The organism is Hoylesella buccalis ATCC 35310 (genome assembly GCF_000177075.1).
In the GTDB taxonomy this organism is placed as follows: Bacteria; Bacteroidota; Bacteroidia; order Bacteroidales; family Bacteroidaceae; genus Prevotella; species Prevotella buccalis.
Window position 1 is genome coordinate 35,905 of sequence record NZ_ADEG01000068.1, and the last position, 24,566, is coordinate 60,470.

Annotated in this window: 15 protein-coding genes; 10 read left to right on the plus strand and 5 right to left on the minus strand. The window is 48.3% G+C overall.

Translation table 11 applies throughout. From position 1 onward, the window contains the following. Positions 1 to 274: 274 nt before the first annotated feature. The 4 genes from HMPREF0650_RS07455 to HMPREF0650_RS07470 all read left to right on the plus strand — a co-directional run bounded on the left by HMPREF0650_RS07455 (position 275) and on the right by HMPREF0650_RS07470 (position 4,558). A complete protein-coding gene (locus tag HMPREF0650_RS07455) occupies positions 275 to 718 on the plus strand; it encodes a PH domain-containing protein (RefSeq protein ID WP_004349685.1) in 444 nt (147 codons plus the stop codon). Next, entirely contained in the window at positions 715 to 1,977 is a 1,263-nt protein-coding gene (gene dacB / locus HMPREF0650_RS07460) for a D-alanyl-D-alanine carboxypeptidase/D-alanyl-D-alanine endopeptidase (protein ID WP_004349687.1), read from the plus strand. The genes HMPREF0650_RS07455 and dacB overlap by 4 nt, the downstream gene beginning before the upstream one ends. Before the next feature lie 45 nt (positions 1,978 to 2,022). Then, a complete protein-coding gene (locus tag HMPREF0650_RS07465) occupies positions 2,023 to 3,234 on the plus strand; it encodes a mechanosensitive ion channel family protein (RefSeq protein WP_004349688.1) in 1,212 nt (403 codons plus the stop codon). 82 nt (positions 3,235 to 3,316) lie between these two features. Further along, entirely contained in the window at positions 3,317 to 4,558 is a 1,242-nt protein-coding gene (locus HMPREF0650_RS07470) for a serpin family protein (protein WP_040562836.1), read from the plus strand. A gap of 103 nt (positions 4,559 to 4,661) precedes the next feature. Here HMPREF0650_RS07470 and HMPREF0650_RS07475 read toward each other — a convergent pair whose 3' ends face one another. The 3 genes from HMPREF0650_RS07475 to gdhA all read right to left on the minus strand — a co-directional run bounded on the left by HMPREF0650_RS07475 (position 4,662) and on the right by gdhA (position 8,065). Continuing rightward, positions 4,662 to 5,519: an enoyl-ACP reductase FabI gene (locus HMPREF0650_RS07475; protein WP_004349690.1), complete on the minus strand. Its 858-nt coding sequence runs from the start codon at positions 5,517 to 5,519 to the stop codon at positions 4,662 to 4,664. A 606-nt stretch (positions 5,520 to 6,125) separates the two neighbouring features. Then, a complete protein-coding gene (locus HMPREF0650_RS07485; protein ID WP_004349693.1) occupies positions 6,126 to 6,710 on the minus strand; it encodes a septal ring lytic transglycosylase RlpA family protein in 585 nt (194 codons plus the stop codon). Between the two features lie 17 nt (positions 6,711 to 6,727). Next, a complete protein-coding gene (gdhA, locus tag HMPREF0650_RS07490; protein ID WP_004349694.1) occupies positions 6,728 to 8,065 on the minus strand; it encodes an NADP-specific glutamate dehydrogenase in 1,338 nt (445 codons plus the stop codon). Positions 8,066 to 8,378: 313 nt separating this feature from the next. Between gdhA and HMPREF0650_RS07495 the strand changes: the two genes are divergently transcribed. Beyond that, positions 8,379 to 11,345, plus strand: coding sequence for a PEP/pyruvate-binding domain-containing protein (locus HMPREF0650_RS07495; RefSeq protein WP_004349695.1), 2,967 nt, complete (start codon positions 8,379 to 8,381; stop codon positions 11,343 to 11,345). A gap of 661 nt (positions 11,346 to 12,006) precedes the next feature. Here HMPREF0650_RS07495 and HMPREF0650_RS07500 read toward each other — a convergent pair. Both HMPREF0650_RS07500 and HMPREF0650_RS07505 read right to left on the minus strand, forming a co-directional pair. Continuing rightward, a complete protein-coding gene (locus HMPREF0650_RS07500) occupies positions 12,007 to 13,146 on the minus strand; it encodes a sensor histidine kinase (RefSeq protein WP_004349697.1) in 1,140 nt (379 codons plus the stop codon). A gap of 3 nt (positions 13,147 to 13,149) precedes the next feature. Then, positions 13,150 to 14,478 carry a sigma-54-dependent transcriptional regulator gene (locus HMPREF0650_RS07505; protein WP_004349698.1) on the minus strand — a complete coding sequence of 443 codons (1,329 nt, stop codon included), beginning with the start codon at positions 14,476 to 14,478 and terminating at the stop codon, positions 13,150 to 13,152. Between the two features lie 295 nt (positions 14,479 to 14,773). Here HMPREF0650_RS07505 and HMPREF0650_RS07510 point away from each other — a divergent pair, with 295 nt between their 5' ends. The 5 genes from HMPREF0650_RS07510 to HMPREF0650_RS07530 all read left to right on the plus strand — a co-directional run bounded on the left by HMPREF0650_RS07510 (position 14,774) and on the right by HMPREF0650_RS07530 (position 24,565). Further along, the gene (locus HMPREF0650_RS07510) at positions 14,774 to 16,099 is read left to right on the plus strand and encodes a TolC family protein (RefSeq protein ID WP_040562852.1); all 1,326 of its coding nucleotides are present in this window, start codon (positions 14,774 to 14,776) and stop codon (positions 16,097 to 16,099) included. Next, on the plus strand, positions 16,084 to 17,337 hold the full coding sequence (locus HMPREF0650_RS07515; RefSeq protein ID WP_004349702.1) for an efflux RND transporter periplasmic adaptor subunit: 1,254 nt from the start codon (positions 16,084 to 16,086) through the stop codon (positions 17,335 to 17,337). Before HMPREF0650_RS07510 ends, HMPREF0650_RS07515 begins: the two co-directional genes overlap by 16 nt. A gap of 70 nt (positions 17,338 to 17,407) precedes the next feature. Next, positions 17,408 to 19,774: an ABC transporter permease gene (locus HMPREF0650_RS07520; protein ID WP_004349704.1), complete on the plus strand. Its 2,367-nt coding sequence runs from the start codon at positions 17,408 to 17,410 to the stop codon at positions 19,772 to 19,774. Between the two features lie 2 nt (positions 19,775 to 19,776). Next, a complete protein-coding gene (locus HMPREF0650_RS07525; RefSeq protein ID WP_004349705.1) occupies positions 19,777 to 22,122 on the plus strand; it encodes an ABC transporter permease in 2,346 nt (781 codons plus the stop codon). A 55-nt stretch (positions 22,123 to 22,177) separates the two neighbouring features. Continuing rightward, positions 22,178 to 24,565 (plus strand): ABC transporter permease, encoded by a 2,388-nt coding sequence (locus HMPREF0650_RS07530; protein WP_004349706.1) that lies wholly within the window; start codon positions 22,178 to 22,180, stop codon positions 24,563 to 24,565. Position 24,566: the final 1 nt, after the last annotated feature.

Below are 24,566 nucleotides of genomic sequence, written 5' to 3' on the forward strand. Positions count from 1 at the left end.
TTTTCATGGGCTGTTCTTGTCTAGAATGTGTGTTGCAGAAGTGTTAAAATTTGACCATTTTTCTTGACAAAATCTTTGCATCATGACGGCCATATCGATGGTTCGTGGCGGCCTTTTGGCATGCCGAAAAACCGTTGAGGGATAAATCTTACGGAGTATTACACTTTCGTAAAAGAATGTAAATATCCGCCTGTGAGCGGTGAAAACGTGAATAATTTCGTATTTTTGCAGTTACAAACGACGGTCGTTTGTCCAATCTGGTCAATATTTATACATGGCACAACGTGTTTTTCATCAACGACTCACCTTGGGATTCAAGTGTGGCTTAGCACTCTTTACGATGCTTGTCATCTATCTTTTTTGGATCAAGCAAGCCATATTTGGGCTGTTGGTCGTTATCATCATCGTGGGCATGATTGAACGTGTGCTGCACACCACCTATACCTTTGCGTGTGTCAAACCCATTGACCGTGATGAGGAGATGGAATTTTTGTTGATAGACAAAGGGCGTTTCTCGCGAAGTCAAAGCGTCCCCCTTCGTGATGTGGTACAATGTAAGGTGATGCACACCAACTTTGGGCTATCTCACTACTTGCTCATCGAGTATGGTGCCCATCATTTGGTGGCGGTTCAACCCAAGGACGAACAGGCGTTTGTAGAAGAATTAACAAAGCGTCAGCAGGCGGAGGTTGCATCTTCCGCATCACAAAACACATGAATAGATTAAAAATTCTTTCCTGTTTGCTTGTTCTGGGCATGTACATGCCCCTTCAGGCGCAGGTGGTTTACGAAGACATAGCGGATAACGACAGTTCGGAAGTGACCGACGAGGCCTTGATGGACACGCTCTCGGACGACAGCGTGGCACTGCCTTGGCCACAAAATGCGCAAGCACGAATTGACAAATTGCTTACGCACGACATGTTTGAAACCTCGCAGTTGGGACTGATGGTGTACGATCTCACAGCCGACAGTGTCATCTATGCCCACAACGAGCGTCAACTGATGCGCCCCGCCAGCACCATGAAGGTGGTTACAGCCATTACAGCACTCGACAAGTTGGGCGGCAGCTATCAGTTTAAAACCGCACTCTATTACACCGGAACGATACAAAACCGCACCCTCATGGGTGATCTCTACTGCGTTGGGGGCTTCGATCCGCAGTTCGGTAGAGATGACATGCGTGCTTTTACCGATTGTATGAAAACTCTTGGCGTAGACACCATACGCGGCAATCTGTATGCCGACAAGAGTATGAAAGACCTTGACGTGTTGGGTGAAGGATGGTGTTGGGACGACGACAATCCCGTATTGTCGCCCTTGGTGTACCGGCGTAAAGACCATTTCATGACCGAGTTTGAGAAAGAACTGCGTGATGCCGGCATCCAAGTGGAAGCGTTCAGTTCGGTAGCGAAGTGCCCTGCCGAGGCCATTCGCATCTGTGAACGAACGCACAGCATTGATCAAATCTTGCTGCCGATGATGAAAAAGAGCGATAATCTGTACGCCGAGGCGCTGTTCTATCAGCTGGTGCCGCGCGAAAACGGTCGAACGGTGACGGCCAAAGCGGCGCGGTCGGTGGTACGCCGACTAATAAATAAGGTGGGTCTGGATGCCTCTCGCTATAAAATCGCCGATGGTAGCGGACTGTCATTGTACAATTATGTCAGTGTAGAACTGCTGGTGAAGTTGCTCAAATATGGCTATCAACACCAAAATATTTACAGCCATCTGCTGCCATCGATGCCAACTGCGGGTGTGGATGGTACGTTGAAAAAACGCCTGAGAGACACCCATACGCGCGGAAAGGTGTGGGCCAAGACGGGCACCGTGACGGGTGTGACCAGCTTGGCGGGCTATTGTGAGGCTTCAAACGGGCACCTGCTGTGCTTCGCCATCATCAACCAAGGGGTGATGTACGGTAAGAACGGGCGCGCTTTTCAAGACAGAGTTTGCCGTGCGTTGTGCTTGCCATGACGCATGGGTCAAGATAAATTATTCATGAATAAACAATAAAAGATTATGTGGGATATTACAGAAACGATGAATCAGATACGAAGTGTTGTGGAAGATCTGATTCAGATGTGTGGAATTACAGGCGTGGCAGTGCCCGTTGTGCGCTATGTGTCGATGTCGTTGGCAGCCATTTTCTTTTCTTGGCTTAGCTATATTATCGCCAAGAAACTGCTGATTCCGGTCATTGATAAGATCACTGCGCGGACTAAGGCCACGTGGGACGAGGTGTTGCTCAACCACGATGTGTTGCTCAAGGTTTGCGCCATCGTTCCAGCGGTAGTCATTTACAAACTGTTGCCGTTGGTATTTTTTGAAGCACCGTTTGTGCAAGAGATGCTCAACCGGCTCACCAGCATCTACATCACGGTGACCTCGGTGCAGCTGGGCATTGCCGTGATCAACTCGTTCCGCCATCTCGAGACCACAAATAGCTCGAGTAAGCAGCAGTATTTGCAATCGTTCTGCGGCGTATTGAAGATTGTTGCCATCTTCATCGGTGTCATCGTGGTGGTTGCCTTGGTGATAGACAAGAGTCCGATGAAGCTGTTTGCAGGTCTGGGTGCTACCTCTGCCGTACTGATGTTGGTGTTTAAGGATACCATTGAGGGGTTGGTGGCAGGCATCCGTCTTACCAGCAACGACATGATTAGGCGTGGCGACTGGATTACGGTGCCGTCGACAACCGTGGATGGTGAGGTGATGGAGATGACGCTCACCACGGTAAAAGTGCAGAATTTTGACAACACTATTGTGACGGTGTCGCCCAAGACGCTGGTAGATGGGTCGTTCCAAAACTGGAAAGGCATGCAGGAAAGTGGCGGAAGACGTGTGAAACGACTGGTTTATTTCGACTTTCTGTCCATTAAACCGGCGACGCAGGAGCTGAAGGATATGTGTCAGGAGAAGGGATTCCTGACGACGCAAGAGCTGAAAGGCGACCTCACAAACCTGGGTTTGTATCGCAAATACATGGAAAACTGGCTCAGAAAGTCGCCCGAGGTCAATACCAGTCTTACTTGTATGGTACGCCAATTAGAGGCAACGAATACGGGCTTGCCCATCGAGTTTTACTTCTTCCTGAGCAATAAAGAGTGGATTGTCTACGAACATAACTTGGCTGAGATCATGGAATGGGCGTACACCATGGCGCCAGTGTTTGGATTACACATCTACGAACGCTATTCGGTGATGCCAAAAGCGCAGCAGCTGTTGGGATAAAAAAATAAAAATAAATTGTAAATCGGTGCAAGATTTCATTGTTTTCGTCATTCTATGAGTAGATAACTAAAACAGAATAGATATGATGAAACATTTTTTTCCTTTAATCGGTGTATGTTGTTTATCGGTTGGCATGCTGACATCGTGTAGTGAAGACGAACCTGTTTCGCCTGACGTGAAGTACAATCCAGGAACCATCAAGCTGACAACAGCGCAGCAAGCGCAAGTAGAAAACAGCAATGAGTTTGCGTGGAAGTTCTTTAAAGAGGTGTCGAAAGGCGAGCAGCAAGACGTGTTTGTTTCGCCGCTGAGCGTGACCTATGCGCTTGGCATGCTGGCCAATGGGGCGGTAGGAGATACACAGAAAGAAATCTTGGAGGGGCTTGAGTTCCGTTCAGGCAAGGTGGATGATATCAATTCTCTTTGCCATCAACTCATGATAGAATCCCCAAAATTGGACAAGTCGACCAAGGTTTCGATAGCGAATGCAGTGGTTGCGAATAAAAACAAGCCGCTGCAGCCAGACTTTAAGAATGTGGTTGAAAAACAATATCAAGCGCTTGTAACCAATCAAGATTTCAGTTCACCGGCCACTTTGTCATTTATCAACCTGTGGGCGAGTGAACTCACGCACGGTATGGTGCCGCAATTGTTGGATCGTGTCCATCCAGATGCGGTTACTTATCTACTCAATGCGTTGTATTTCAAAGGCATTTGGTATCGGCAGTTCGATAAAAAACGCACACAGCAAGAATCGTTTACGCAGGCGGACGGCAAGAAGTTGACGGTGAAGATGATGCATCAGAAGGAGCGATTCTTTGCTGCTGAGAACGACAACTATCAGACCGTGGTGCTTCCTTACGGCAATGGATCGTACGAAATGGTGGTGCTTTTGCCTCGTGAGGGAAAGGATTTGTCGAGCTTGTTGCAGACCATGGACGCCAAAAAGTGGAAAGACAACCTGAAGAGCACGCATAGCAGTGAGGTTGATTTGAAACTTCCACGCTTTACATCTGCGTACACCCGTGAGTTGAACGATGTGTTGAAGCTGTTAGGGATGAACACAATGTTTGAGCGTGGCAAGGCCGATTTGACAAAAATGTCAAAGGCAAAAGCTTTCGTTTCCATGGTTTTACAGAAGGCAAAGATTGAGGTTGATGAGGAAGGCTCAAAGGCCGCAGCCGTCACGGTGGTTGAGACACTTGATGCAGCTGCACCTCCTTCTCGTCCTATAATGTTCCATGCCAACCGTCCTTTCATGTATGCCATTGTTGAACATAGTACGGGTACCATCTTTTTCATGGGTACTTATCAAGGCAAGTAAACGGTTTTTAAACCGTTGGTAGATTGCTTTTTCAGCGGAAGAAATAAAAAGGGGCGACGTTACATCGGTAGCGTCGCCCTTATAATTGGTTGTTGTAATGCGTTTATCCGTAGATAATTTTTCCGTGTTCGTCTTTATATTCATCTAATCCTTTCTCGTAAGTGGCCATGGCGCGCAGGCTCATTCCCACGTTAGAGAAGCCACCATCGTGATAAAGGTTCTGCATGGTGACCTTCTTGGTGAGGTCAGAGAACATCACGATGCAATAGTCTGCACACTCTTCTGCCGACGCGTTGCCCAGTGGAGACATGCGGTTGGCAAAGTCAAAGAGCTTATCCATGCCCTTCACTCCTTGACCAGCTGTGGTGAGGGTGGGTGATTGTGAGATGGTGTTGATGCGCACATGCTTCTCTCGGCCATAGATATAACCAAAGCTACGAGCAATGCTTTCCAACAAAGCCTTGGCATCTGCCATGTCATTATAGCCGAAGAAAGTGCGTTGTGCGGCTACATAACTGAGCGCAACGATAGACCCATATTCGTTAATGGCATCCAATTTCTTGGCGCTTTGTATCATCTTATGGAAAGAAACAGCCGAAATATCGAGCGTCGTGTCCAGCATTTTGTAGTCCAAATCATCGTAAGTACGATGTTTACGAACGTTGGGTGACATGCCGATGGCATGCAACACAAAGTCGATTTTGCCACCAAGAATCTCCATAGACTGCTTGAACACATTCTCCAAGTCTTCTACATTGGTGGCATCTGCGGGTATTACTTCGCAGTGAAGCTTTTCGGATAAGGCACTTACTGTGCCCATTCTCACTGCTACGGGCGTGTTTGATAATGTGATTTTAGCACCTTCTTCAACAGCTCTTTCAGCTACTTTCCAAGCGATAGATCGCTCATTAAGGGCACCAAAGATGATGCCTCTTTTTCCTGATAATAAGTTGTTACTCATATTTACGTATTAAGAGTTTGGTGACAAAGGTACGTAAAAATAATGAAATTGCTGTTTCGCCCTTATCTTTATTGATTCTGCCATCGTTCAAGGAAGACAAAAGTGGTTCACTACTTTTCTCTTAAAAAAGTGGGAAAATTATTATTTTTCGGACTGTGTTTACTCCTTGCTACTAATTTCTTCATAGGAAGTTTAATATCATTATTACCATAAAAAATGAAAATATACATAGGAAAGCGAGGTCTCTTTTAGTTCTTTTTTGTAAGAATGTGATAATGCTTTCTATGTAACAAATAAGGAGGATTATATAAAGAGGAGTCGGGCTGATAGTCAAGTTCTTTCCCTTAATACAAGATTGTATTCCAGCTATTATGGCAAAACTGGCACCAATAAGAAGCATGAGGGTCTTCTTGCTGTTTCTTTCTTTCTCTTTACAAGTATCATAAATTTCAAAAGGTAGTAAAACTATAATGTAGAACCAAATAATCCAATTATTTGATAAAGATGATAAGAAAGCAGACATGATGTTATAGTTGGAGAATTTATATGTCAAAACTACTATAAAAAAATAAAAACGACATATAAGTGATTGATTATTTTTTCTTCTTATCTCTTTTTTACCTGTTTCTCTTTCGGTTTTAAGGTTTTCTTTTTGTTTTCTAAAGCATTGTCCTTCTTGAATTTAGTGAGCTGTTCTTTTGTTTGATGGGCATTTTGTTTCTGTTGTTCCGCCCATGCATCAATGAAACTACTCGCTTCGGTAGAAACGCCAAAGTCAAGCTCTGGCAGTTCTCTTCTTTCCTTTGAACGGTATGGAACCTTGATGATATCCGCCGAATCGATGCGTTCTACCGTCACCATGGCAACGCCGTCGGCGAGAATTCCCAACTCTTTGGCTGCTCCCCACGACAGGTCAATAATCCTTCCTCGTGTGAAAGGTCCCCTGTCAGTTACCTTGACGATGACCTCTTGCTTGTTGGAAGGATTGGTTACCTTTAATAATGTTCCAAATGGATAGGTGCGATGGGCGCACGTCATACTATCGTGATGCAGCCTTTCACCGCTGGCTGTGCGTGTTCCTGTCGATTTTTTAGAATAATAAGTGGCTTTACCCTTCTGCTTCTGAGCCAGCAGAAAGGTAAAGCCTGTCAGTAGAATTAAAAATAAAATACTTATTTTTTTAAAATTCACCCTACGTTGTTTTGGGTTTATACCACACCCTGAGCCATCATGGCATGGGCTACTTTCATGAATCCGGCCACGTTAGCACCCTTCACATAGTTGATGTATCCGTCGGGTTGTGTGCCGTATTTCACGCATTGTTCGTGGATAGAGTGCATGATGTAGTGCAACTTCTCGTCCACTTCAGCTTCGCTCCAGCTCAAACGGATGGCGTTCTGTGTCATCTCAAGACCTGATGTTGCCACACCACCAGCGTTCACTGCCTTGCCAGGAGCAAAGAGCTGTCCGGCTGCAACGAACTTGTCAACAGCCTCAGCTGTACATCCCATGTTACTTACTTCTGCTACACAGAGAGGCTTGTTGGCCAAAATGCGGTCGGCATCTTCACCGTTCAACTCATTTTGAGTAGCACATGTCAAGTAAATATCGGCTTTCTGTTCCCAAGGTTTCTTGCCTTCATGGAATTCAGAGCCTGCGAATTTGTCGGCGTATGGTTTGCAAACGTCATTACCGCTGGCACGTAATTCGAGCATATAGGCAATCTTTTCGCCGCTAATGCCGTTGGGATCGTAAATGTAACCGTCAGGACCACTAATGGTAATCACCTTTCCTCCCAGTTCTGTGGCTTTGAGAGCAGCGCCCCATGCAACATTTCCGAAACCGCTGATAGCTACTGTCTTGCCCTTGATGTCGATATTGCGTGTCTGCAACATTTGGTTCACAAAGTACAAAGCACCAAATCCTGTTGCTTCTGGACGAATGCGAGAGCCGCCATATTCCAAACCCTTACCGGTGAGAACGCCTTCCCAGCGACCTACCAACTTCTTGTATTGACCGAACAAATAGCCAATTTCACGACCACCAACACCAATATCTCCTGCAGGAACGTCAGTGCTTGGACCAATATGCTTGTAGAGTTCGCACATGAACGATTGGCAGAATCTCATCACTTCTGCATCGCTTCTTCCACGAATAGAGAAGTCAGAACCACCTTTGGCACCACCCATAGGTAAGGTTGTCAATGCGTTTTTGAAGGTTTGTTCAAAGCCCAAGAACTTCATAATAGATAAGTTCACAGATGGGTGGAAACGCAATCCGCCTTTGTACGGACCAATGGCGCCGTTGAATTGTACGCGATAGCCGATGTTGACATGAACCTCTCCCTGGTCGTCTACCCAAGGTACGCGGAACATGATGATGCGCTCTGGCTCAACAATGCGCTCTATGATTTTAGCTTTCTCAAACTCTGGATGCTCGTTGTACACGTCCTTTACGGATATAAGCACCTCTTTGACAGCTTGTAAATACTCAGATTCGCCTGGATGCTTCTTCTCCAGGTCTTGCATGATTTTTTCAATTTCCATAGTAGAATTTATTTAATTAGTTGGTTATACATGTCATGGATATTATCCAAGACGTGGCAAATATAGTTTTTTTATAAATACCCACCAAATATAAAAGGATAAATTCCGATGTCAATGTTTATAAATGTGAAAACTGATGGAATTACACCTTATATAATAGTTGGCACGAGAGCAGATGAAAGTTCGTTAGAAATTTGTACATATACATTGTATTTCCTACATTTGTCGTGTCTATATGATCCAATGAAAGGAAGTTCTTTATTTTGGAAACCTTATTCGTTTGGTTAGTTCTTACTTCTTGAATAAATCATTTATGAACGATTCTGTGCCTTCTCAATGGCGTAATTTCTTATTGAAGGATGTGACTTTTGTCAATCTCATGATGAGACGTATTTATAATGTCTTAATCGTTGCCAATCCCTATGACGCATTCATGTTGGAAGATGACGGCAGGGTAGAGGAGAAAATTTTCAACGAGTATATGGAGTTGGGTTTACGCTATCCGCCTACCTTTACACAGGTGAGCACCACGGAAGAGGCGACCCGCATACTTCAGTCCACACCGATAGATTTGGTGATATGTATGCCAGGAACCGCTGACAATGACGCTTTTACCGTGGCGCACAACATTAAAGACGCCTTTCCTGATATTCATTGCATCGTTCTCACGCCTTTTTCGCATGGCATTACGCGTAGGATGGAGAACGAAGATCTGAGCATTTTCGATTATGTATTTTGTTGGTTGGGCAACACGAATCTCATTATGTCCATCATCAAGCTGATGGAAGACAAGATGAACTTGGAGCACGATATCATCGAAGGTGGCGTACAAATGATATTGTTGGTAGAGGACAGCATTCGTTTTTATAGTTCCATACTGCCCAATCTGTACAGTTACATATTGGAACAGAACAAGCATTTGTCCTTTGAGGCATTGAACAGACATGCTGCTACGTTGCGTATGCGTGGTCGTCCAAAGGTGGTTTTGGCTCGAACTTATGAGGAAGCGATGGATTATTACAATCGTTTTGCGGACAACATATTAGGCGTTATCAGCGATGCCCGTTATCCTAAGGGCGGAGTGAAAGACGCCGAAGCGGGTTTGAAACTGTTGCGTGAGATTCGCAAGCGTGACCCTTATCTGCCTTTAATCGTGGAAAGTTCGGAGTCAAGCAATCGGGAAAAGACCGAAAGGGAGGGCTTCCGCTTTGTCGATAAGAACTCGAAGGTGATGGGAATAGACCTCCGTCATATCTTTGAAGAGCACATGGGCTTTGGCGATTTCATCTTCAGAGACCCGCTTACCCGTCAGGAAATCATGCGCGTGCATTCGCTCAAGGAACTGCAAGACAATATTTTCAAGATACCAGATGATTCGTTTCGCTTTCATGTCTCACGCAATCACATGAGTCGTTGGCTCAGTGCACGCTCAATATTCCCCATCTCCGAGTTTCTTAAAAACATCACTTGGGACAAATTGCAAGACTTGCAAGCGCATCGGCAAATCATCTTCGATGCCATTGTGCAATATCGCAAGATGAAAAACATAGGCGTGGTAGCGGTGTTCGACCGATTGAAATTCGACCAATATGCCCACTTCGCTCGTATCGGTGAAGGCTCGTTGGGCGGAAAAGGGCGTGGCCTTGCTTTCTTAGACCATATCATCAAGATGCACCCCGACTTTAATCAGTACGAAGGAGTGAAGGTGCAAATCCCAAAAACGCTGGTTCTTTGTACGGATTTGTTCGACCAATTCATGGACGAGAACAATCTTTATGACGTTGCCTTGAGCGATGCGACAGACGAAGAGATACTGCACAGCTTCTTGAAAGCCAAGTTGCCAGAGCGTCTGCGCGATGACTTTATCACGTTTTTCGATGCTACCAAGAGTCCGATAGCCATTCGTTCCAGTTCGTTGTTAGAAGATTCGCATTATCAACCTTTTGCCGGAATCTATTCTACTTACATGATTCCCTCGCTCGATGACAAGCAAGTGATGCTCCAAATGTTGGCCTGTGCCATCAAGGGCGTGTATGCATCGGTGTTCTATCATGATTCCAAGGCTTACATGACGGCTACTCGCAACCTGATTGACCAAGAAAAAATGGCGGTTATCTTGCAAGAAGTGGTGGGCAAGCAGTATGATACGCACTATTATCCCAAGATAAGTGGGGTGCTGCGCTCGCTGAATTATTATCCCATTGGCAACGAAAAGGCCGAAGAGGGCATTGCCTCATTGGCTTTGGGATTGGGTAAATACATTGTAGATGGCGGTCAAACTTTGCGTGTGTCTCCTTATCATCCTCGTCATGTCTTGCAAACCAGCGAACTGGAAAAGGCCTTGCGCGAGACCCAAACGCAATTCTATGCCCTCGACACGGCTCACGTGGGACAGGATTTTCAGGTAGACGATGGTTTCAACATCCTCAAATTGGATGTAAAATCTGCCGAGAAAGATGGCTCCCTGCAATACATTGCGTCTACTTACGACCCTAACAATCAGATGATTAGAGATGGACTGTACGACGGAGGGCGCAAGATTATATCTTTCTGTAGTGTGCTGCAACACGATGTGTTCCCATTGGCACCCATCATGCAGATGGCAATGAACTATGGTGCGGAGAGCATGCGGTGCCCCGTAGAAATAGAGTTTGCCTGTGATATCAATGCCGATAGGACAGGGGAATTCTACTTATTACAAATCCGTCCCATTGTCGATTCCAAGCAAATGCTCGACGAGGACGTTGTCGCCATTGCCGATGAACGGTGTTTGTTGCGTTCGCACAACTCGTTAGGACATGGCATTATGGACGATGTTTGTGACGTTGTTTATGTAAAAACCAACGCTTCATTCACTGCGAAGAATAATCCTGCGATTGTAGGGGAGATAGAAAAGCTCAACGAGCAGTTCTTGTCTCGAGGTCAAGGTTATGTATTGATAGGGCCGGGACGCTGGGGTTCGAGCGACCCTTGGTTGGGCATTCCTGTAAAGTGGCCACAAATCAGTGGTGCAAAGGTTATTGTCGAAACCACATTAAACAACTACCGTATCGACCCAAGTCAAGGGACGCACTTCTTTCAAAACCTCACCAGTTTTGGTGTGGGCTATTTTACGATTGATGAGGTGGGTGGCAATGGCGTGTTCAGACAAGATGTTTTGGATGCCATGCCAGCTGTCGAAGAAACCACTTATGTTCGCCATGTTCGGTTCGATGCCCCATTGCGTATTTTGATGGACGGTCAGAAACAAGAGGGAGTGGTTCTGCTTTCTGAAACATAGAAAACGGCTTGGCGGCTTGTGGGGAATAAAGCCCTATGTTCATCACAGTTCTTTCATTGACGAAAGGTGTTTTGTTGGGAAAACAATCTTTGATTACATGTTTCATTGATTGTACAACAATTCTCCTTCAATGAAAGAGCTGCGTCTTTTAAGCCATGTTGTTTTTGTCCTATCGTTTTACCAAAAAACGACCATTAGAAATCTTCAAAATAGAAAAAATCAATAGGCAAGCGGTAGACAAAAGTACGCTCATTTGGGCAAAATAAACGTCGTTTTTAGGTTAGAGCATTGACTTTACGTCCTTAGAAGCATCATCTTGGAGTGTTATCAACATGACATTGCAGCATAAAAGCATGCATATTCGATGCTAATCTCCATGCTATTGCCAGCAAGAAGCGATAAAAATAGGAATGAAAAGAGGTGGTTTTTGTGTAATGTATTCAATAACAATAAATTACGAATGTCGCTCATATTTTGCGTATTTGCGACCAATTGTACCGTTGGTGGTCTACACGCGAATTATGAGAGGCACTTTGTAAAGAATAATCGGTGCGAAATTTGAAGAATTGGTCATACGGATGACTGAGAACGGCAAATGGTTGGCAGCTCTTGGAACCTACGCCATGACTGCCTAATATGTCAATCCAAGACTTGAGTTGGGTTAATAAAATGTCAGTCGGAAGGTGGTCAGTCCATCGGTCTTGTCGGTGATGAGGTCGATGGAACCATTGCAAGCCTGCATGATCTGTCGGGAAATGGATAGGCCAATGCCGCTCCCCTGCGGCTTGGTGGTGAAGAAGGGCACGAAGATGTGGCTTGCCACATCATCGGGAATCATCGCTCCGTTGTCGGTGATGTCGATGATGACGGATTCCTGCGCGTTGGTGTATGCGCACAGTGTGATTTGCCCTTCTTCTCCGATGGCCTCGGAAGCGTTTTTCAGTAGGTTGTTAACCACCCTGCTGACGAGGCTCTCGTCGGCATACACCAGCAAGTCGCCAGGTTCTACCTCGCAGCTCACGTTCACGTCGGACTTTAACATCGGGCGAATGAGGTTCACCATGCGCTCGAGGAACGGTCTTACATAGAACAGGGTGGGTGTGGGCGTGGGCACATGCGTGAACTTGCGGTAATTCTCCACAAAGCGCATCAGTTCCTTGCCAGTCCTGCTGATGACCTCTAATCCCTGGCGTTGCTCGCCCTGTGAGTTTTGGAGTAGGGTGTCGCTCAGCGATATGATGGGTGTGACGGTGTTCATGATTTCATGGGTGAGTACGCGGATGAGCTTCACCCAGCTATCTATCTCTTGGTTGGCCAGCTCGCCCTTGATGTCGCTGAAGCCGATGATGCGCACCCGACGACTCTTGAGAGTTGTGTGGGTCTCGCGCAGAGAGAATCCCGCCATCTTCTCCTTGATTTGATTGATGTGGGTGATGGTCTCCACCTGCAACAGGTTGAGCGCGGCTCGGTTGCTGCGGAGTACGATGCCCCGCTCCACGTCGACCACCAAGATGCCCGTATCCACCGAATCGAGTATGAGTTCGAAGTATTTTTCCCGTTCTATCTGTTCATCCCGGGCGTGTTGTAAAATTTCCTTCACGCGGTTGAGCGACTCGTTGAGCAAAAGCTCGCTGCCGTATTTCTTGTTGATGGGAAACTGGAAAGTATAGTCGCCGATGTCTATGGCGTTGAACATGAATGTCACCTTGCCAAGGTCGCGTCGATACCTCCGCCACAGTTGCAGATAGGCAACGAGGGCGGCAAGCAATGCCAGGCAGAGTATGATGACAATCACGTTCATGCGCTATAGTCCGTAACGTTTAATCTTGTTGTATAAAGTCTGTCGGGAGATACCTAACCTGAACGCCACCTGCGAGAGGTTGCCGTCGCATTCACGGATGGTTTTCTCGATGAGCCTGCGTTCCATCTCGTCGAGCGTACGCACGTCCTCAATTGGTTTCTCCTGTCGGGCGGGACCACTCTCTATGTCGTCCTCGGCAATAGTAGTGCCGCTGCACAGGATAACCGCTTTCTCCATGGCATGTTGCAGTTCGCGAATGTTACCGTACCAAGGTTGCTCTTCGAGCTTGGTCATGGCGTCGGCCGAGAATTTTGTCTCCGGTTTGTTGTACATCGTCGCGTAGCGTTTGAGGAAGATGCTGGCCAAGGCTGTGATGTCTTCTTTGCGCTCGCGCAAGGGCGGCAGATGCAGGTGAATGGTGTTGACGCGGTAGAGCAAGTCTTCGCGAAATTCGCCGTTGGTCACCATTTCTTGCAGGTCTCGGTTGGTGGCGCAAATCAGCCGCACGTCGATGGGAATTTGCTCGCTGTCTCCCACACGCACGATGCTCCTGCGCTGCAAGGCCGTGAGCAGCTTTGCCTGCAACGCATAGCTCAGGTTACCTATCTCATCGAGAAACAACGTGCCTCCCTCCGCCAGTTCAAACTTTCCCGGCTTGTCTGTCTTGGCATCCGTGAAAGCACCTTTCGTGTGTCCAAAGAGTTCGCTTTCAAAAAGTGTCTCCGTGATAGCTCCCATGTCGATGGGCATCATCTGGTGTCCATGCCGTTTCGACAGGCGGTGTATCTCTTTGGCCAGCACTTCCTTGCCGGTTCCGTTCTCGCCCGTGATGAGGATGTTGGCATCGGTGGCTGCTACTTTCTCCACCATCAAGCGCAGATCTTGCATGGCCGGCGACACGCCCCAGTACATTTCTCCCTCATGGGTGGTGGCGTTCTGGATGTTTTTCTTGGTTTTTCGGTAGGCATTGGTGAGCGTATCGATGAGTTTGGCATTGTCGAAAGGCTTTACCACGAAGTCGGTTGCGCCCTCCTTGATGCCCGTCACCGCTAATTCAATATCGGCATAAGCCGTGAAGAGCACCACCTGCGTGCGGGGACTCAGTTTCTTGATCTCGCGTAGCCAGAAGAGTCCCTCGTTGCCATTGTTGATGCCGCTGCGGAAATTCATATCGAGCAGCACCACGTCGGGTTTGTCCTCGCGTAGGCGGGTGGGGATATTCTCAGGCTTGGCTATCGCCGCGATATGCTCGAATACATTTTCTATCAGCATCTTCACCGTGGTGAGGATGTTTCGGTTGTCGTCAACTATCAGTATGCTACCTTGTTTCATCTATTGTCTAATGTCTGTCTACCAGTTGCACAGCCTTTCACGGAGGTGGTGAAAAGGTTGTTGTTTTTGCAAAGATATTCTTTTTTCTCTTTAGTATCAAGCCGTTGTCTAAAAATCATATCATAAAAACCTGTGCGCCGCATGAGAGGACATCGTGGAGATGGTGGGGTTCACTGTCAAATAATTGGGCAGCAGTGTCTAATTGTTGGACAGGCTTGTAATCACGCTTTTTGCGCAACGTGCAGATAGATAGGGTGTTATGTTTCTGGCACGGCATTGGCAACTGTTTATGCGTATGAGAACAGCAATTACGATAATATTATTAGATTTGGCCGCTCTTCCGCTATTGGCGCAAGAGACTTGGACCATGAACCGCTGCATTCAGTATGCGGTGGAGCACAACAACGGAGTGCGCAAACAGCGATTGGAGGTGCGACAGAGCAAGGTTGACGAGCGCACGGCGAGGCTCGACCTTCTGCCCACGGTGTCGGCACAGACCACGGCGCAGTATGCCTGGGGACGTAACATCAACCCAGAGACGAACACCTACAACACCATCACCACTTTCAACAACTATTACAGCATTGGGGCGGAGGTGCCTTTGTTTGACGGTGGCCGTACCTGGAATGCCTTTCAGCAAGCTCGACTGGCGCGTGCCAAGAGTATGACGGTTCTGCAAAAGACAGCCGACGACAAGGCCATAGCCGTGATGGCGAAATTCGTGGAGGCGGTGTACAGCCAGCAGAGCATTGGTTTGGCACGGCGCAAATTGGCCGATAGTCAGGCTCTGCTTCGCAAGACCCGCGCGATGTTCGACCTTGGAGAGAAGTCGCGACCCGATGTGGCGCAGATGGAAAGCCAGGTGGCGGAGGACGATTACAACTTGCTGCACCAACAGAACGCAGCCAGTTTGGCATTGATGGCCTTGAAAGCGGAGATGAATTTTCCCGTAGGCGATACGCTTGCCCTCGACACTCTGTTGACCGCGAACCTGTCTGTTGCCGACGATGTCGGAAGCCTTTATGCCGCTTTCCAAGCTGAATCGCCGGAAGTAAAGACGGCAGCGTTCAATGTCAAGAACGCCCGCTACCATTATCTTATACAACGCGGACAGCTGCTGCCCGTCCTGGCATTGGGCGGAGGAATCAACACCAACTATTACCGCAATCTCTCGCAGGGCAGCAGTAAGACCGACAACTTCGGCAAACAGTTCAACAACAACATGGGCGAATATGTCTACCTTTCATTTTCCATCCCCCTTTTCATGCCTTCGCGCTGGCGTGCCGCACGCAGAGCGAAAGCCGATTGGGAGGCAAGCAAACTCGACTTGGAAGATGCGCGTCGCAAACTGCACGATGATATTGCGCAGGCGGTGCTCGACCGTGACGGCTATTCGCGTGAGCTCATGAAGATGGAACGAAAGACAACGGCCGACTCCATAGCCTGGCACCTGGCGTCGCGCAAGTATGAGGAGGGCATGCTCTCGACTTTCGACCTGCATACAGCGGCGCAAACCTTGCTCGACAGTCGCATCAAACTGCTGCAAATGCGGTTGATGCTTGAGATGAAACAACGATTGGTCAACTATTATAAAGGAATACGAACATGGACATTGAAATAAAACAAAAGAAGTTTTGGATACCCCGAAAGTATTGGACTTGGATAGGGGGAGGCGTTATTGTGGTGGCTGCGCTGCTGTGGTTGGCTCTGGGAAATTTCTCGTCAACACTGAAAGTCGACAGTCGGGGGCTCAGCATTGGTGATGTGAAGCAAGCGCAGTTTGACGACTATGTGAGCGTAGATGGCAATGTGGTGCCCATCCAGGTAGTACAGATCTCGCCGGAAGAAGGCGGTGTAGTCATGGAGAGAGTGGCGGAGGAAGGCTCCCATGTCAGGAAGGGCGATGTCATCGTGAGGCTGAACAACAGCAATCTCGACCTTGAAATCCTCAATGCTGAGAGCGAACTGGCGGAGAAGCAGAACATGCTCCGCAACACGCAGATTACGATGGAACAGGACCGACTCAACAATCAGAACGAGGCGGCGCAGCTGTCAATGGACGTACAGGCCAAGAAGCGAACCTACAACCATCAGACCGCATTGCAGCAGGAACAGCTCAACAGCCGCGAGGAATACCTCAAAGCAAAGGAAGACTACGAGCTGGCCGTGAAAAAGAATGAGCTGATTGCGCAACGACTCAAGAAAGATGCGCAGCTCCGTCGCGCGCAGATGAATCAGATGAACGACAACCTCTCGTCAATGAGGCGCAACGTGGAGCTGGTGCGCCAGCGCAAGGAGCATCTCAACGTGCGCTCGCAAATCGACGGCGAGGTGGGACAGCTCAACATCGAGCTGGGACAGAGTATCTCTCCAGGACAGAAGATTGGTGTCATCAACGACCTCAGCGACTATAAAGTGGAGGCGCAGGTTGACGAGCATTACATCGATCGGGTGCACCAAGGGCTCACAGCGACTTTCGAACAGAACGGTAAGCATTATTCTCTCACCGTGCGCAAGGTGTACCCCGAGGTGAAAGACGGCAGGTTCAAGATAGATTTCGTGTTCAGCGGCAAACGTCCGACCAACATCCGAACGGGCCAGACCTATTATGTCGACTTGCAGTTGGGCGAGTCGAAACGGGCGGTGCTCATCCCCAAGGGCACGTTCTACAGCGTGACGGGTGGGCAATGGATCTTTGTACTCGACAAGGATGGCAAGAAAGCCTACCGTCGCAACATCCGCATCGGACGGCAGAATCCGCAGTATTACGAGGTGCTGGAAGGTCTTCAGCCCGGCGAGCGAGTCATCGTGAGCGGCTACGAAAGCTACAAAGACAACGAAATTTTGGTTTTGGAATAACAAGTAAAATGAATTGGCGCAGGAGCAATAAGCAAATCATATTGGCACCGAAATAACAAACAAATAAGTCATGAAGCAACTATTCAATCTCAAATCCTATTTCACCTTCCTGTCGAGGAACAAGGTGTACACCGCCATCAACGTGTTCGGACTGTCAATAAGCCTGATGTTCGTCATCATCATCGGCTTGTACACCCAACAGGAATACGCCGTCGATACCATGCACAGCAAGGCCGACCGTATCTATGCGCAAGGCTATGATATGGAGCACAACGGGCAGAAAGAAGCCACCACCGGCTCACACTGGTATATACAGAAGCACCTGAAACAGCGGTACCCAGAGATAGAAAGCAGTTGCGCGTTGGTTAGTTCCAATTTTAAATTGAACTTGCCCACCACCGAGAAAGTGATGAAACGGATTCTTTTCACGGATTCTACTTTCTATCGTATCTTCGATTTTGAGCTGGTTCGAGGCGATCGCAACCATGTGTTGGATGCAGTGAATAGCGCAGTGGTGACCGAGGAAACTGCCCGGCAGCTCTACGGCAATGTTGATCCGATAGGCAAGCCCTTGGTTTATTCTGATACCGTTCGCCTGGTCATTACGGGCGTGGCACGCAAGATGGAAGGCTCAAGCATTGACGGCGCCGACGTTATCGCGCGTTTCGAGAACGTAAAGGGAATCAATCCGGGGATGACCAGCGAGTACATGAACAACGCCACGGGTGCGGAATTGATGTTTCTGATGAAGCCCCATCATGATATCAGGACGAAAGGCAAGGATATCGACAAGTTCATGAAAGATGTAAACTGGCTGTACCAGATGCCCGGTGTCAAAACCAAGATGGTCTTTGTTCCGCTCAAGCAACTCTATTTTTCAGAGATAGGAAGCTCGTCGGGTGCAACATCGCGAGGCGACCGGAAACTTGTCAACATGCTGTTTGCGGTAGAAATCATGATTCTTCTGTTCTCCGTTTTCAACTATATCAACCTCACGGTGGCACAATCCGGCAGGCGAGCAAGAGAGATGGCTACCCGACGTCTCTTTGGCAGTCAGCGAAAACACATCATGGAAAGGCTGATATTGGAAAGTATTGTCATGTGTTTGTGTTCCCTGCTCATCGCCATTGGCTTGGCATTCGCGTTTGTAAAGTATGCCGACAAGTTGCTGGTAACCGAAATCAACATGGCTCACCTGTTCAGCCCAACCAATCTGCTCGTCATCTTTGCGTTCGTCTTAATGGTAGGCATACTGGCAGGTATGCTCCCCGCTGTATTCATTTCACGCTCGAAACCCATCGATGTGGTTCGTGGAACGTTTCGCACCCATGTGAAAATGGGATTCAGCAAACTGTTCATCATCTTGCAAAGTGCGGCAACCATCTTGTTGTTGGCTTGCTCATTGACCATCGGTTTGCAGACCCACCATCTCTTATCGGCTCCGTTGGGCTACGATACCGACAACCTGATCAAAATCGAAAACCCCTCAGCGGACAGTGTGCCCATCGAACAATTCAAGTCACGTGTAGCTCATTTACCTTTTGTTAAGGGCATCACCGCTTGTCAAGGCATCCCGTTGGACTGGGGAAACAACCAGACGATGGAGATTAACGGGCGTACGCTCAGTTTCCAAATGTTCGGGGGCGATGAGAATTACTTCAAGGTGTTGGGGCTTCAACTTGTAAAAGATTATCACTTGGCATCCCAAGAAGGCATTTACGTCACCCAGCATACCCTTCAGGAAGTTGGCTTGAAACCCGACGCAAGATACATTGATTTGGGTCCTTCCAGGAAAAAGACTCCTATCAGAGGCGTGCTTAGAGATTTCCGGATTGGAAACATCACCAGCGAGATACACCCCATAGGCGTGTGGATCTACCATAAAGAAGTCTTACGTCCGTGGCATTTCGTGATGAAAATCACCGGCGATCCTATGGCGGGATACGAGCAGATAAGAAAAATCTATAAAGAGGTGTTCAAAGAGGAAGTGGAAGCTGAAAAGCCTTTCGTGGACCAACAACTGCAAATGTTCTTTGACAAAGAGATTCGTCTTTCAAAGATTGTCATGCTGTTTGCCTTTATTGCCATCGTCATCTCTCTGTTGGGGTTGATTGCCATGAGTCTGTATTTCATTCAGCAACGCTATAAGGAAATCGCCGTGCGCAAGGTGTTCGGAAGCAACAACCGACAAATCCTCATGAAGCTACTGCGCACATTCGCCGTCTATGTGTTGGTGGCATTTGCCATAGCCGTGCCTGTCATTCATTTCATCATGACGCATTGGCTCTCCAACTATAATTATCGCATCTCGCTTTCACCATGGATCTATCTTGCTGCAGGTGCGGTATGTATGCTCCTCTCTCTGACGGCGGTATATTTCCAAAGCCGAATTGCCGCGAATGAGAATCCTGTAAACCATATCAAAGACAATCAATAAAAATGAGACAACTGTTTAATCTCAAATCTTATTTCACCTTCCTGTCGAGAAACAAGGTGTACACCGCCATCAACGTGTTCGGACTGGGCATTAGCTTTGCGTTCGTTATCCTCATTGGTCTGTACTATCAGCACGAAACGGGCATCGACAAGAGCATCGCCAATGTGGACCGGCTCTATTTGTTGGGCTGTGATTTTAGTTCCGACAAGATGAGCGGAACATCGCGCGAAATCATCAGAGTGCTGCAAAAGCAACTGCCACAAATAGAAAAAGGCTGTGCTTTCCACATCAACCGTGAACAACATGTGACAACGGCCGACGAGGACAATGTGAAAGTGACCATGATGTACACCGACTCCACGTTCTACTCCATGTTCAATCAACCGCTTGCAGAAGGTGATGCCGCCACGGCCCTGAACGGACTGACCGACGTGGTGATTTCCCGTAAGTTGGCGCAGATGCTGTTCCGCAACGGCAATGCAATGAGCAAGGTGTTGACGGTAGAGAACCGGAAAGTGTATGTAAGGGGCATCTATGAGAACATGAGCGGAACCTCTTTCCCCGACTGTGACATCATCGGGCGGTACGAACTGCTGCGCGAACGCATACCTTGGCTCTTTAAGATCGACGGCAATTTCGGCAGTCCGGATGTGGTGTTGAGTTTGAGACCAGGCACAGATATCGGCGCACTGGAAAATAATGTTAACCGTATTTTACCAAAGATATACAAAGAAAATTTCAAGATTGAATGCAAGTTCCGCCTGATACCATTCAGTGAGAGCTATTTTTCAGAATACTTTTCCAACGTATGCCAGCGCGGAAAGGGCGGCTTGGTTTATCTCATTTTCATTATCGGTATCATCATCTTGGTGTTCTCGGTGATGAACTACATCAACCTGACGGTCGCCCTGTCGGGCAATCGCTCTAAGGAAATGGCGACAAGAAGGCTGTTGGGCAGTCGGAAGAGCGACATCCTCTGGCGGTTGGTCATCGAAAGCGTGTGCCTTTGCTGCTGCTCAGTTGTTCTTTCTGTGTTGTTGGCATGGGCTTCCATTCCTTATACCTGTCAGTTGTTGGACACCCACATCACCATCGCCGAGCTGTTCAGCCCCATCAACCTGTTGTTGTTGGTAGGCATTGTGCTGGCAGTAGGTATGTTGGCGGGAGTTCTGCCGGCGGTCATCCAATCGCGCGTGAAACCCATCGACGTGGTGCGCGGCACCTTCCGCCGCCAGACAAAGATGCTATTCAGTAAGGTGTTCATCGTGGTGCAAAACGCCATCACCATCATTTTCATTGCCGTAGCACTCATTGGCAGTCGACAGATACGGCACCTCATCAATGCCCCGTTGGGCTATGACACCCGGGGCGTGATGGAAATCGGTGTTCCGCAGGATGCCCGCAAGGCCAATCTGTTTAAGAAAAACTTGCAACAACTGACACCAGTCAAGAAGGTTTCCGTCTGCTTGTGCTCGCCCCTCTTGGGCGGATTCAACCAGATGGCTTACATTGGCAAGAAGGCAGTGCGCTGCCAACGCTTCTATGCGGACAAGGATTACCTGCCTTTGCTGGGCATCGAGGTGAAGAAGCAATTTGCGCAGAGCGATTCCGCCAAGCTCTTTGTGTCGCCCAACTTCCACTCGGTAATGCAGTTGAAACCTGATGAAAGGGCATTCCGCTATAATGAGACTTACGAGCGTGAGCAAATCAACGGCATTCTGAATGATTTCCATCTTTACACCATTGATATGGACAACGCTGACGATCAGGTGACAGTGGTTTACCTGTTCGACCAAATCACGCACGACGACTTTGCGAACAATGTACTCATCAAGGTGGAAGGCGACGAGCAAGAAGCCTACCGACTGGTGCAGGAGACTTACAAGAAAGTTTATCATGAGGATTTGGCGCAGGAGTCGCCTTACCTCAATCAGAAGATAGCCGAGGTGTATAAGGAACAGACCCGCATCGTGCGCATCCTCACCATCTTCTCGTTCCTTGCCGTTCTTATCTCGCTGTTGGGACTTGTCGCCATGTCCACCTACTTCATTCAGCAGCGCAGCAAGGAGATTGCCATCCGCAAAGTGTTTGGCTCCACGAGCAACCGAATCCGCCGTGACCTCATCCGCACCTTCCTTCAATATGTGGGCGTTGCTTTCATTATCAGCGTACCCGTCATCTGGTATTTTGCAGGCGAATGGATCAGCCAGTACAGTTACCGTATCGTGTGGTGGCCGTGGATCATCGTAGCTGGCATCCTCGTGCTGCTCATCTCGTTCTGCGCTGTGGCCGTTCAGAGCTATATGGCAAGTAATGAGAACCCGGTAAAGAATATCAAGCAAGAGTAGAGTAACGCCGAAAGAGGTAAGTTTCTCAGGTCTATTATCGAAAAAAGACGCAATTATGAAACAGCTATTCAATCTCAAATCTTATTTCACCTTCCTGTCGCGGAACAAGGTGTATACCGCCATCAACGTGTTCGGACTGAGCATCTCGCTCATGTTCGTGCTGCTCATCGGCGTCTATACCTGGCAGGAGAAGAGTGTCGACCGCCAGCACAGCAAGGGCGACCGCATCTATGCGATGGGGCTCGACTTCTATGAAGACCATGAAAAGGTACTTGGATTCCACCATGCCCTACTGAGTCGTTTCCGCAAAAATTATCCGGAAATAGAAAACACCTGTGGCTTTGTCGTCTCAGACATGCGGCTGCAAAAGGGAGATGAGTTCTACAAGGCAACGGTGTTGGAGACCGATTCCACCTTCTTCTCCATGTTCGATTTCAAGCTGCTGCAGGGCGACAGGCAGACCTGTCTGAACGACCGGAACAACGTGGTCGTCACCAAGCGGTTTGCCAATAAATGGTTTGGCACGGAGGAAGTGCTCGGTCGCGAGATTACATGGAACGACAGCATTCGGTATCATGTCACCGGCGTGGTGGAGGATTTCGACAATACGATTATCAACAAGAACGTTGAAATGATCATCGACTTCTCCTGGGAATGGTATCACAACACGGCGAATATGGACGAGTCTTTCCCCAAGGCAGTGAATTTTTCGGGTGCAAGCATCTTCCTGCAAGTGAGAAAGGGTGCAAAGATGATGGGGCGAGAGAAAGAGTTCGGCAAATTCATTCACTCGTTCTGGCCTGATTTCGACAAGGTGCCCTTCTATTGCAGACCGTTCTTGGTGCCGCTGAACAAAATATATTTCTCTGGTTACGAGAGCTACAACGACAACTTGCGCACCGGAAACAGCCGACTGGTCAACCTGCTTTTCATTGTGGGCTTGGTGGTGCTGCTCTTTGCCATCATGAACTACATCAACCTCACGGTGGCGCAATCGGGCTATCGTGCGCGGGAGATGGCGGCACGACGTCTCTTTGGTGCAAAACGCAAGCACATCATCCTGCGGCTGATGATAGAAAGCTCAACGCTCTGTTTCATCTCCCTGCTGGTAGCAGTGTCGCTTGCGCTGGCTTTCGCCCCAATGACTGGTTGCTTGCTCAGCACCACCATGGACATGCGTGTGCTCGCAACACCTGCCGTCATCGGCCTGTTGCTTGCCTTTACGCTGCTCGTCGGCTTCATCTCGGGCATCTTCCCCGCCTACGTCTTGTCGAAAGCCAAGCCCATTGAGGTGGTGAGGGGAACCTTTCGGCACCGCACGAAGATGGTGCTGGGCAGGGTGTTCATCGTGGTTCAGAACATCATCACCATCGTGATGCTCGCCTGTGCCACCATCATGTCGCTGCAAATGCTGCACCTTGTGAACGCACCATTGGGTTTCAACACGAAGAACCTGATTTGCCTCTATCAAGGAGATGCTTTCAGCAGCACGAACTTCCCGGTGTTCCTCAACAAGGTGAAGCAGGTTTCGGGAGTGAAATTAGTGTCCTGTTCTGATGGTACCCCGCAGGACGGCGGCAACAACAATACGGTGACGGGAAAGGACAAGGTCTATTCCTTCCAAATGCTCATCGGCGACCCCAACTATCTGAAGGTGTATGGGCTGTCGCTAAAACATGACAATCACGTGGGACATCGACCCGTCATTTATCTCAATGACCAGGCAGTGGGTGATTTGAAGATGAAGTCCACGGACAGTCACATGAGTGATTTCTACAAACAAACAAAATTCTTTCTTTTCCCGGATAATGCGGCGTTTGGTGGCATTCTCAACGTTTTCCGACTGCGCAACATCACGGAGACCAAAGTTTATCCGCTGTTGCTCTGCATCAAGGACAAGGTGGAGAACCCATGGAACGTTACGATTCAGTTTGAGGGAAATCCCGCTAAAACCTACAAGGAGATACAGCGCATATATAAAGAGGTGTTCCATGAGGAGCTAAACCAGGCACATCCGTTCGTTGACAAGAGCATTGAATCGGTGTTTGAGTCGGAGTTGAGACTTTCAAAGATTATCGCCCTCTTTGCTTTCATCGCCATCGTCATCTCGCTGTTGGGACTTGTCGCCATGTCCACTTACTTCATTCAGCAGCGCAGCAAGGAGATTGCCATCCGCAAGGTGTTCGGCTCCACGAGCAACCGAATCCGCCGAGATCTCATCCGCACCTTCCTCCAATATGTGGCAGTCGCCTTCGTCATCAGCGTGCCCGTCATCTGGTATATTATCAGCGAATGGATTAGCCGGTACAGTTACCGCATCGTGTGGTGGCCTTGGATTATCGTTGCCGGCATCCTCGTGCTGCTTATCTCGTTCTGCGCTGTGGCCATTCAGAGCTACATGGCCAGCAACGAGAACCCCGTCAAGAACATTAAACAAGAATAAA

Bases quoted from the DNA above. Each gene is read 5' to 3' on its own strand.
- HMPREF0650_RS07455 (WP_004349685.1), top strand. From the start codon at position 275: ATGGCACAACGTGTTTTTCATCAACGACTCACCTTGGGATTCAAGTGT.
- dacB (WP_004349687.1), top strand. From the start codon at position 715: ATGAATAGATTAAAAATTCTTTCCTGTTTGCTTGTTCTGGGCATGTAC.
- HMPREF0650_RS07465 (WP_004349688.1), top strand. From the start codon at position 2,023: ATGTGGGATATTACAGAAACGATGAATCAGATACGAAGTGTTGTGGAA.
- HMPREF0650_RS07470 (WP_040562836.1), top strand. From the start codon at position 3,317: ATGATGAAACATTTTTTTCCTTTAATCGGTGTATGTTGTTTATCGGTT.
- HMPREF0650_RS07475 (WP_004349690.1), bottom strand. From the start codon at position 5,519: ATGAGTAACAACTTATTATCAGGAAAAAGAGGCATCATCTTTGGTGCC.
- gdhA (WP_004349694.1), bottom strand. From the start codon at position 8,065: ATGGAAATTGAAAAAATCATGCAAGACCTGGAGAAGAAGCATCCAGGC.
- HMPREF0650_RS07495 (WP_004349695.1), top strand. From the start codon at position 8,379: ATGAACGATTCTGTGCCTTCTCAATGGCGTAATTTCTTATTGAAGGAT.
- HMPREF0650_RS07500 (WP_004349697.1), bottom strand. From the start codon at position 13,146: ATGAACGTGATTGTCATCATACTCTGCCTGGCATTGCTTGCCGCCCTC.
- HMPREF0650_RS07505 (WP_004349698.1), bottom strand. From the start codon at position 14,478: ATGAAACAAGGTAGCATACTGATAGTTGACGACAACCGAAACATCCTC.
- HMPREF0650_RS07510 (WP_040562852.1), top strand. From the start codon at position 14,774: ATGAGAACAGCAATTACGATAATATTATTAGATTTGGCCGCTCTTCCG.
- HMPREF0650_RS07515 (WP_004349702.1), top strand. From the start codon at position 16,084: ATGGACATTGAAATAAAACAAAAGAAGTTTTGGATACCCCGAAAGTAT.
- HMPREF0650_RS07520 (WP_004349704.1), top strand. From the start codon at position 17,408: ATGAAGCAACTATTCAATCTCAAATCCTATTTCACCTTCCTGTCGAGG.
- HMPREF0650_RS07525 (WP_004349705.1), top strand. From the start codon at position 19,777: ATGAGACAACTGTTTAATCTCAAATCTTATTTCACCTTCCTGTCGAGA.
- HMPREF0650_RS07530 (WP_004349706.1), top strand. From the start codon at position 22,178: ATGAAACAGCTATTCAATCTCAAATCTTATTTCACCTTCCTGTCGCGG.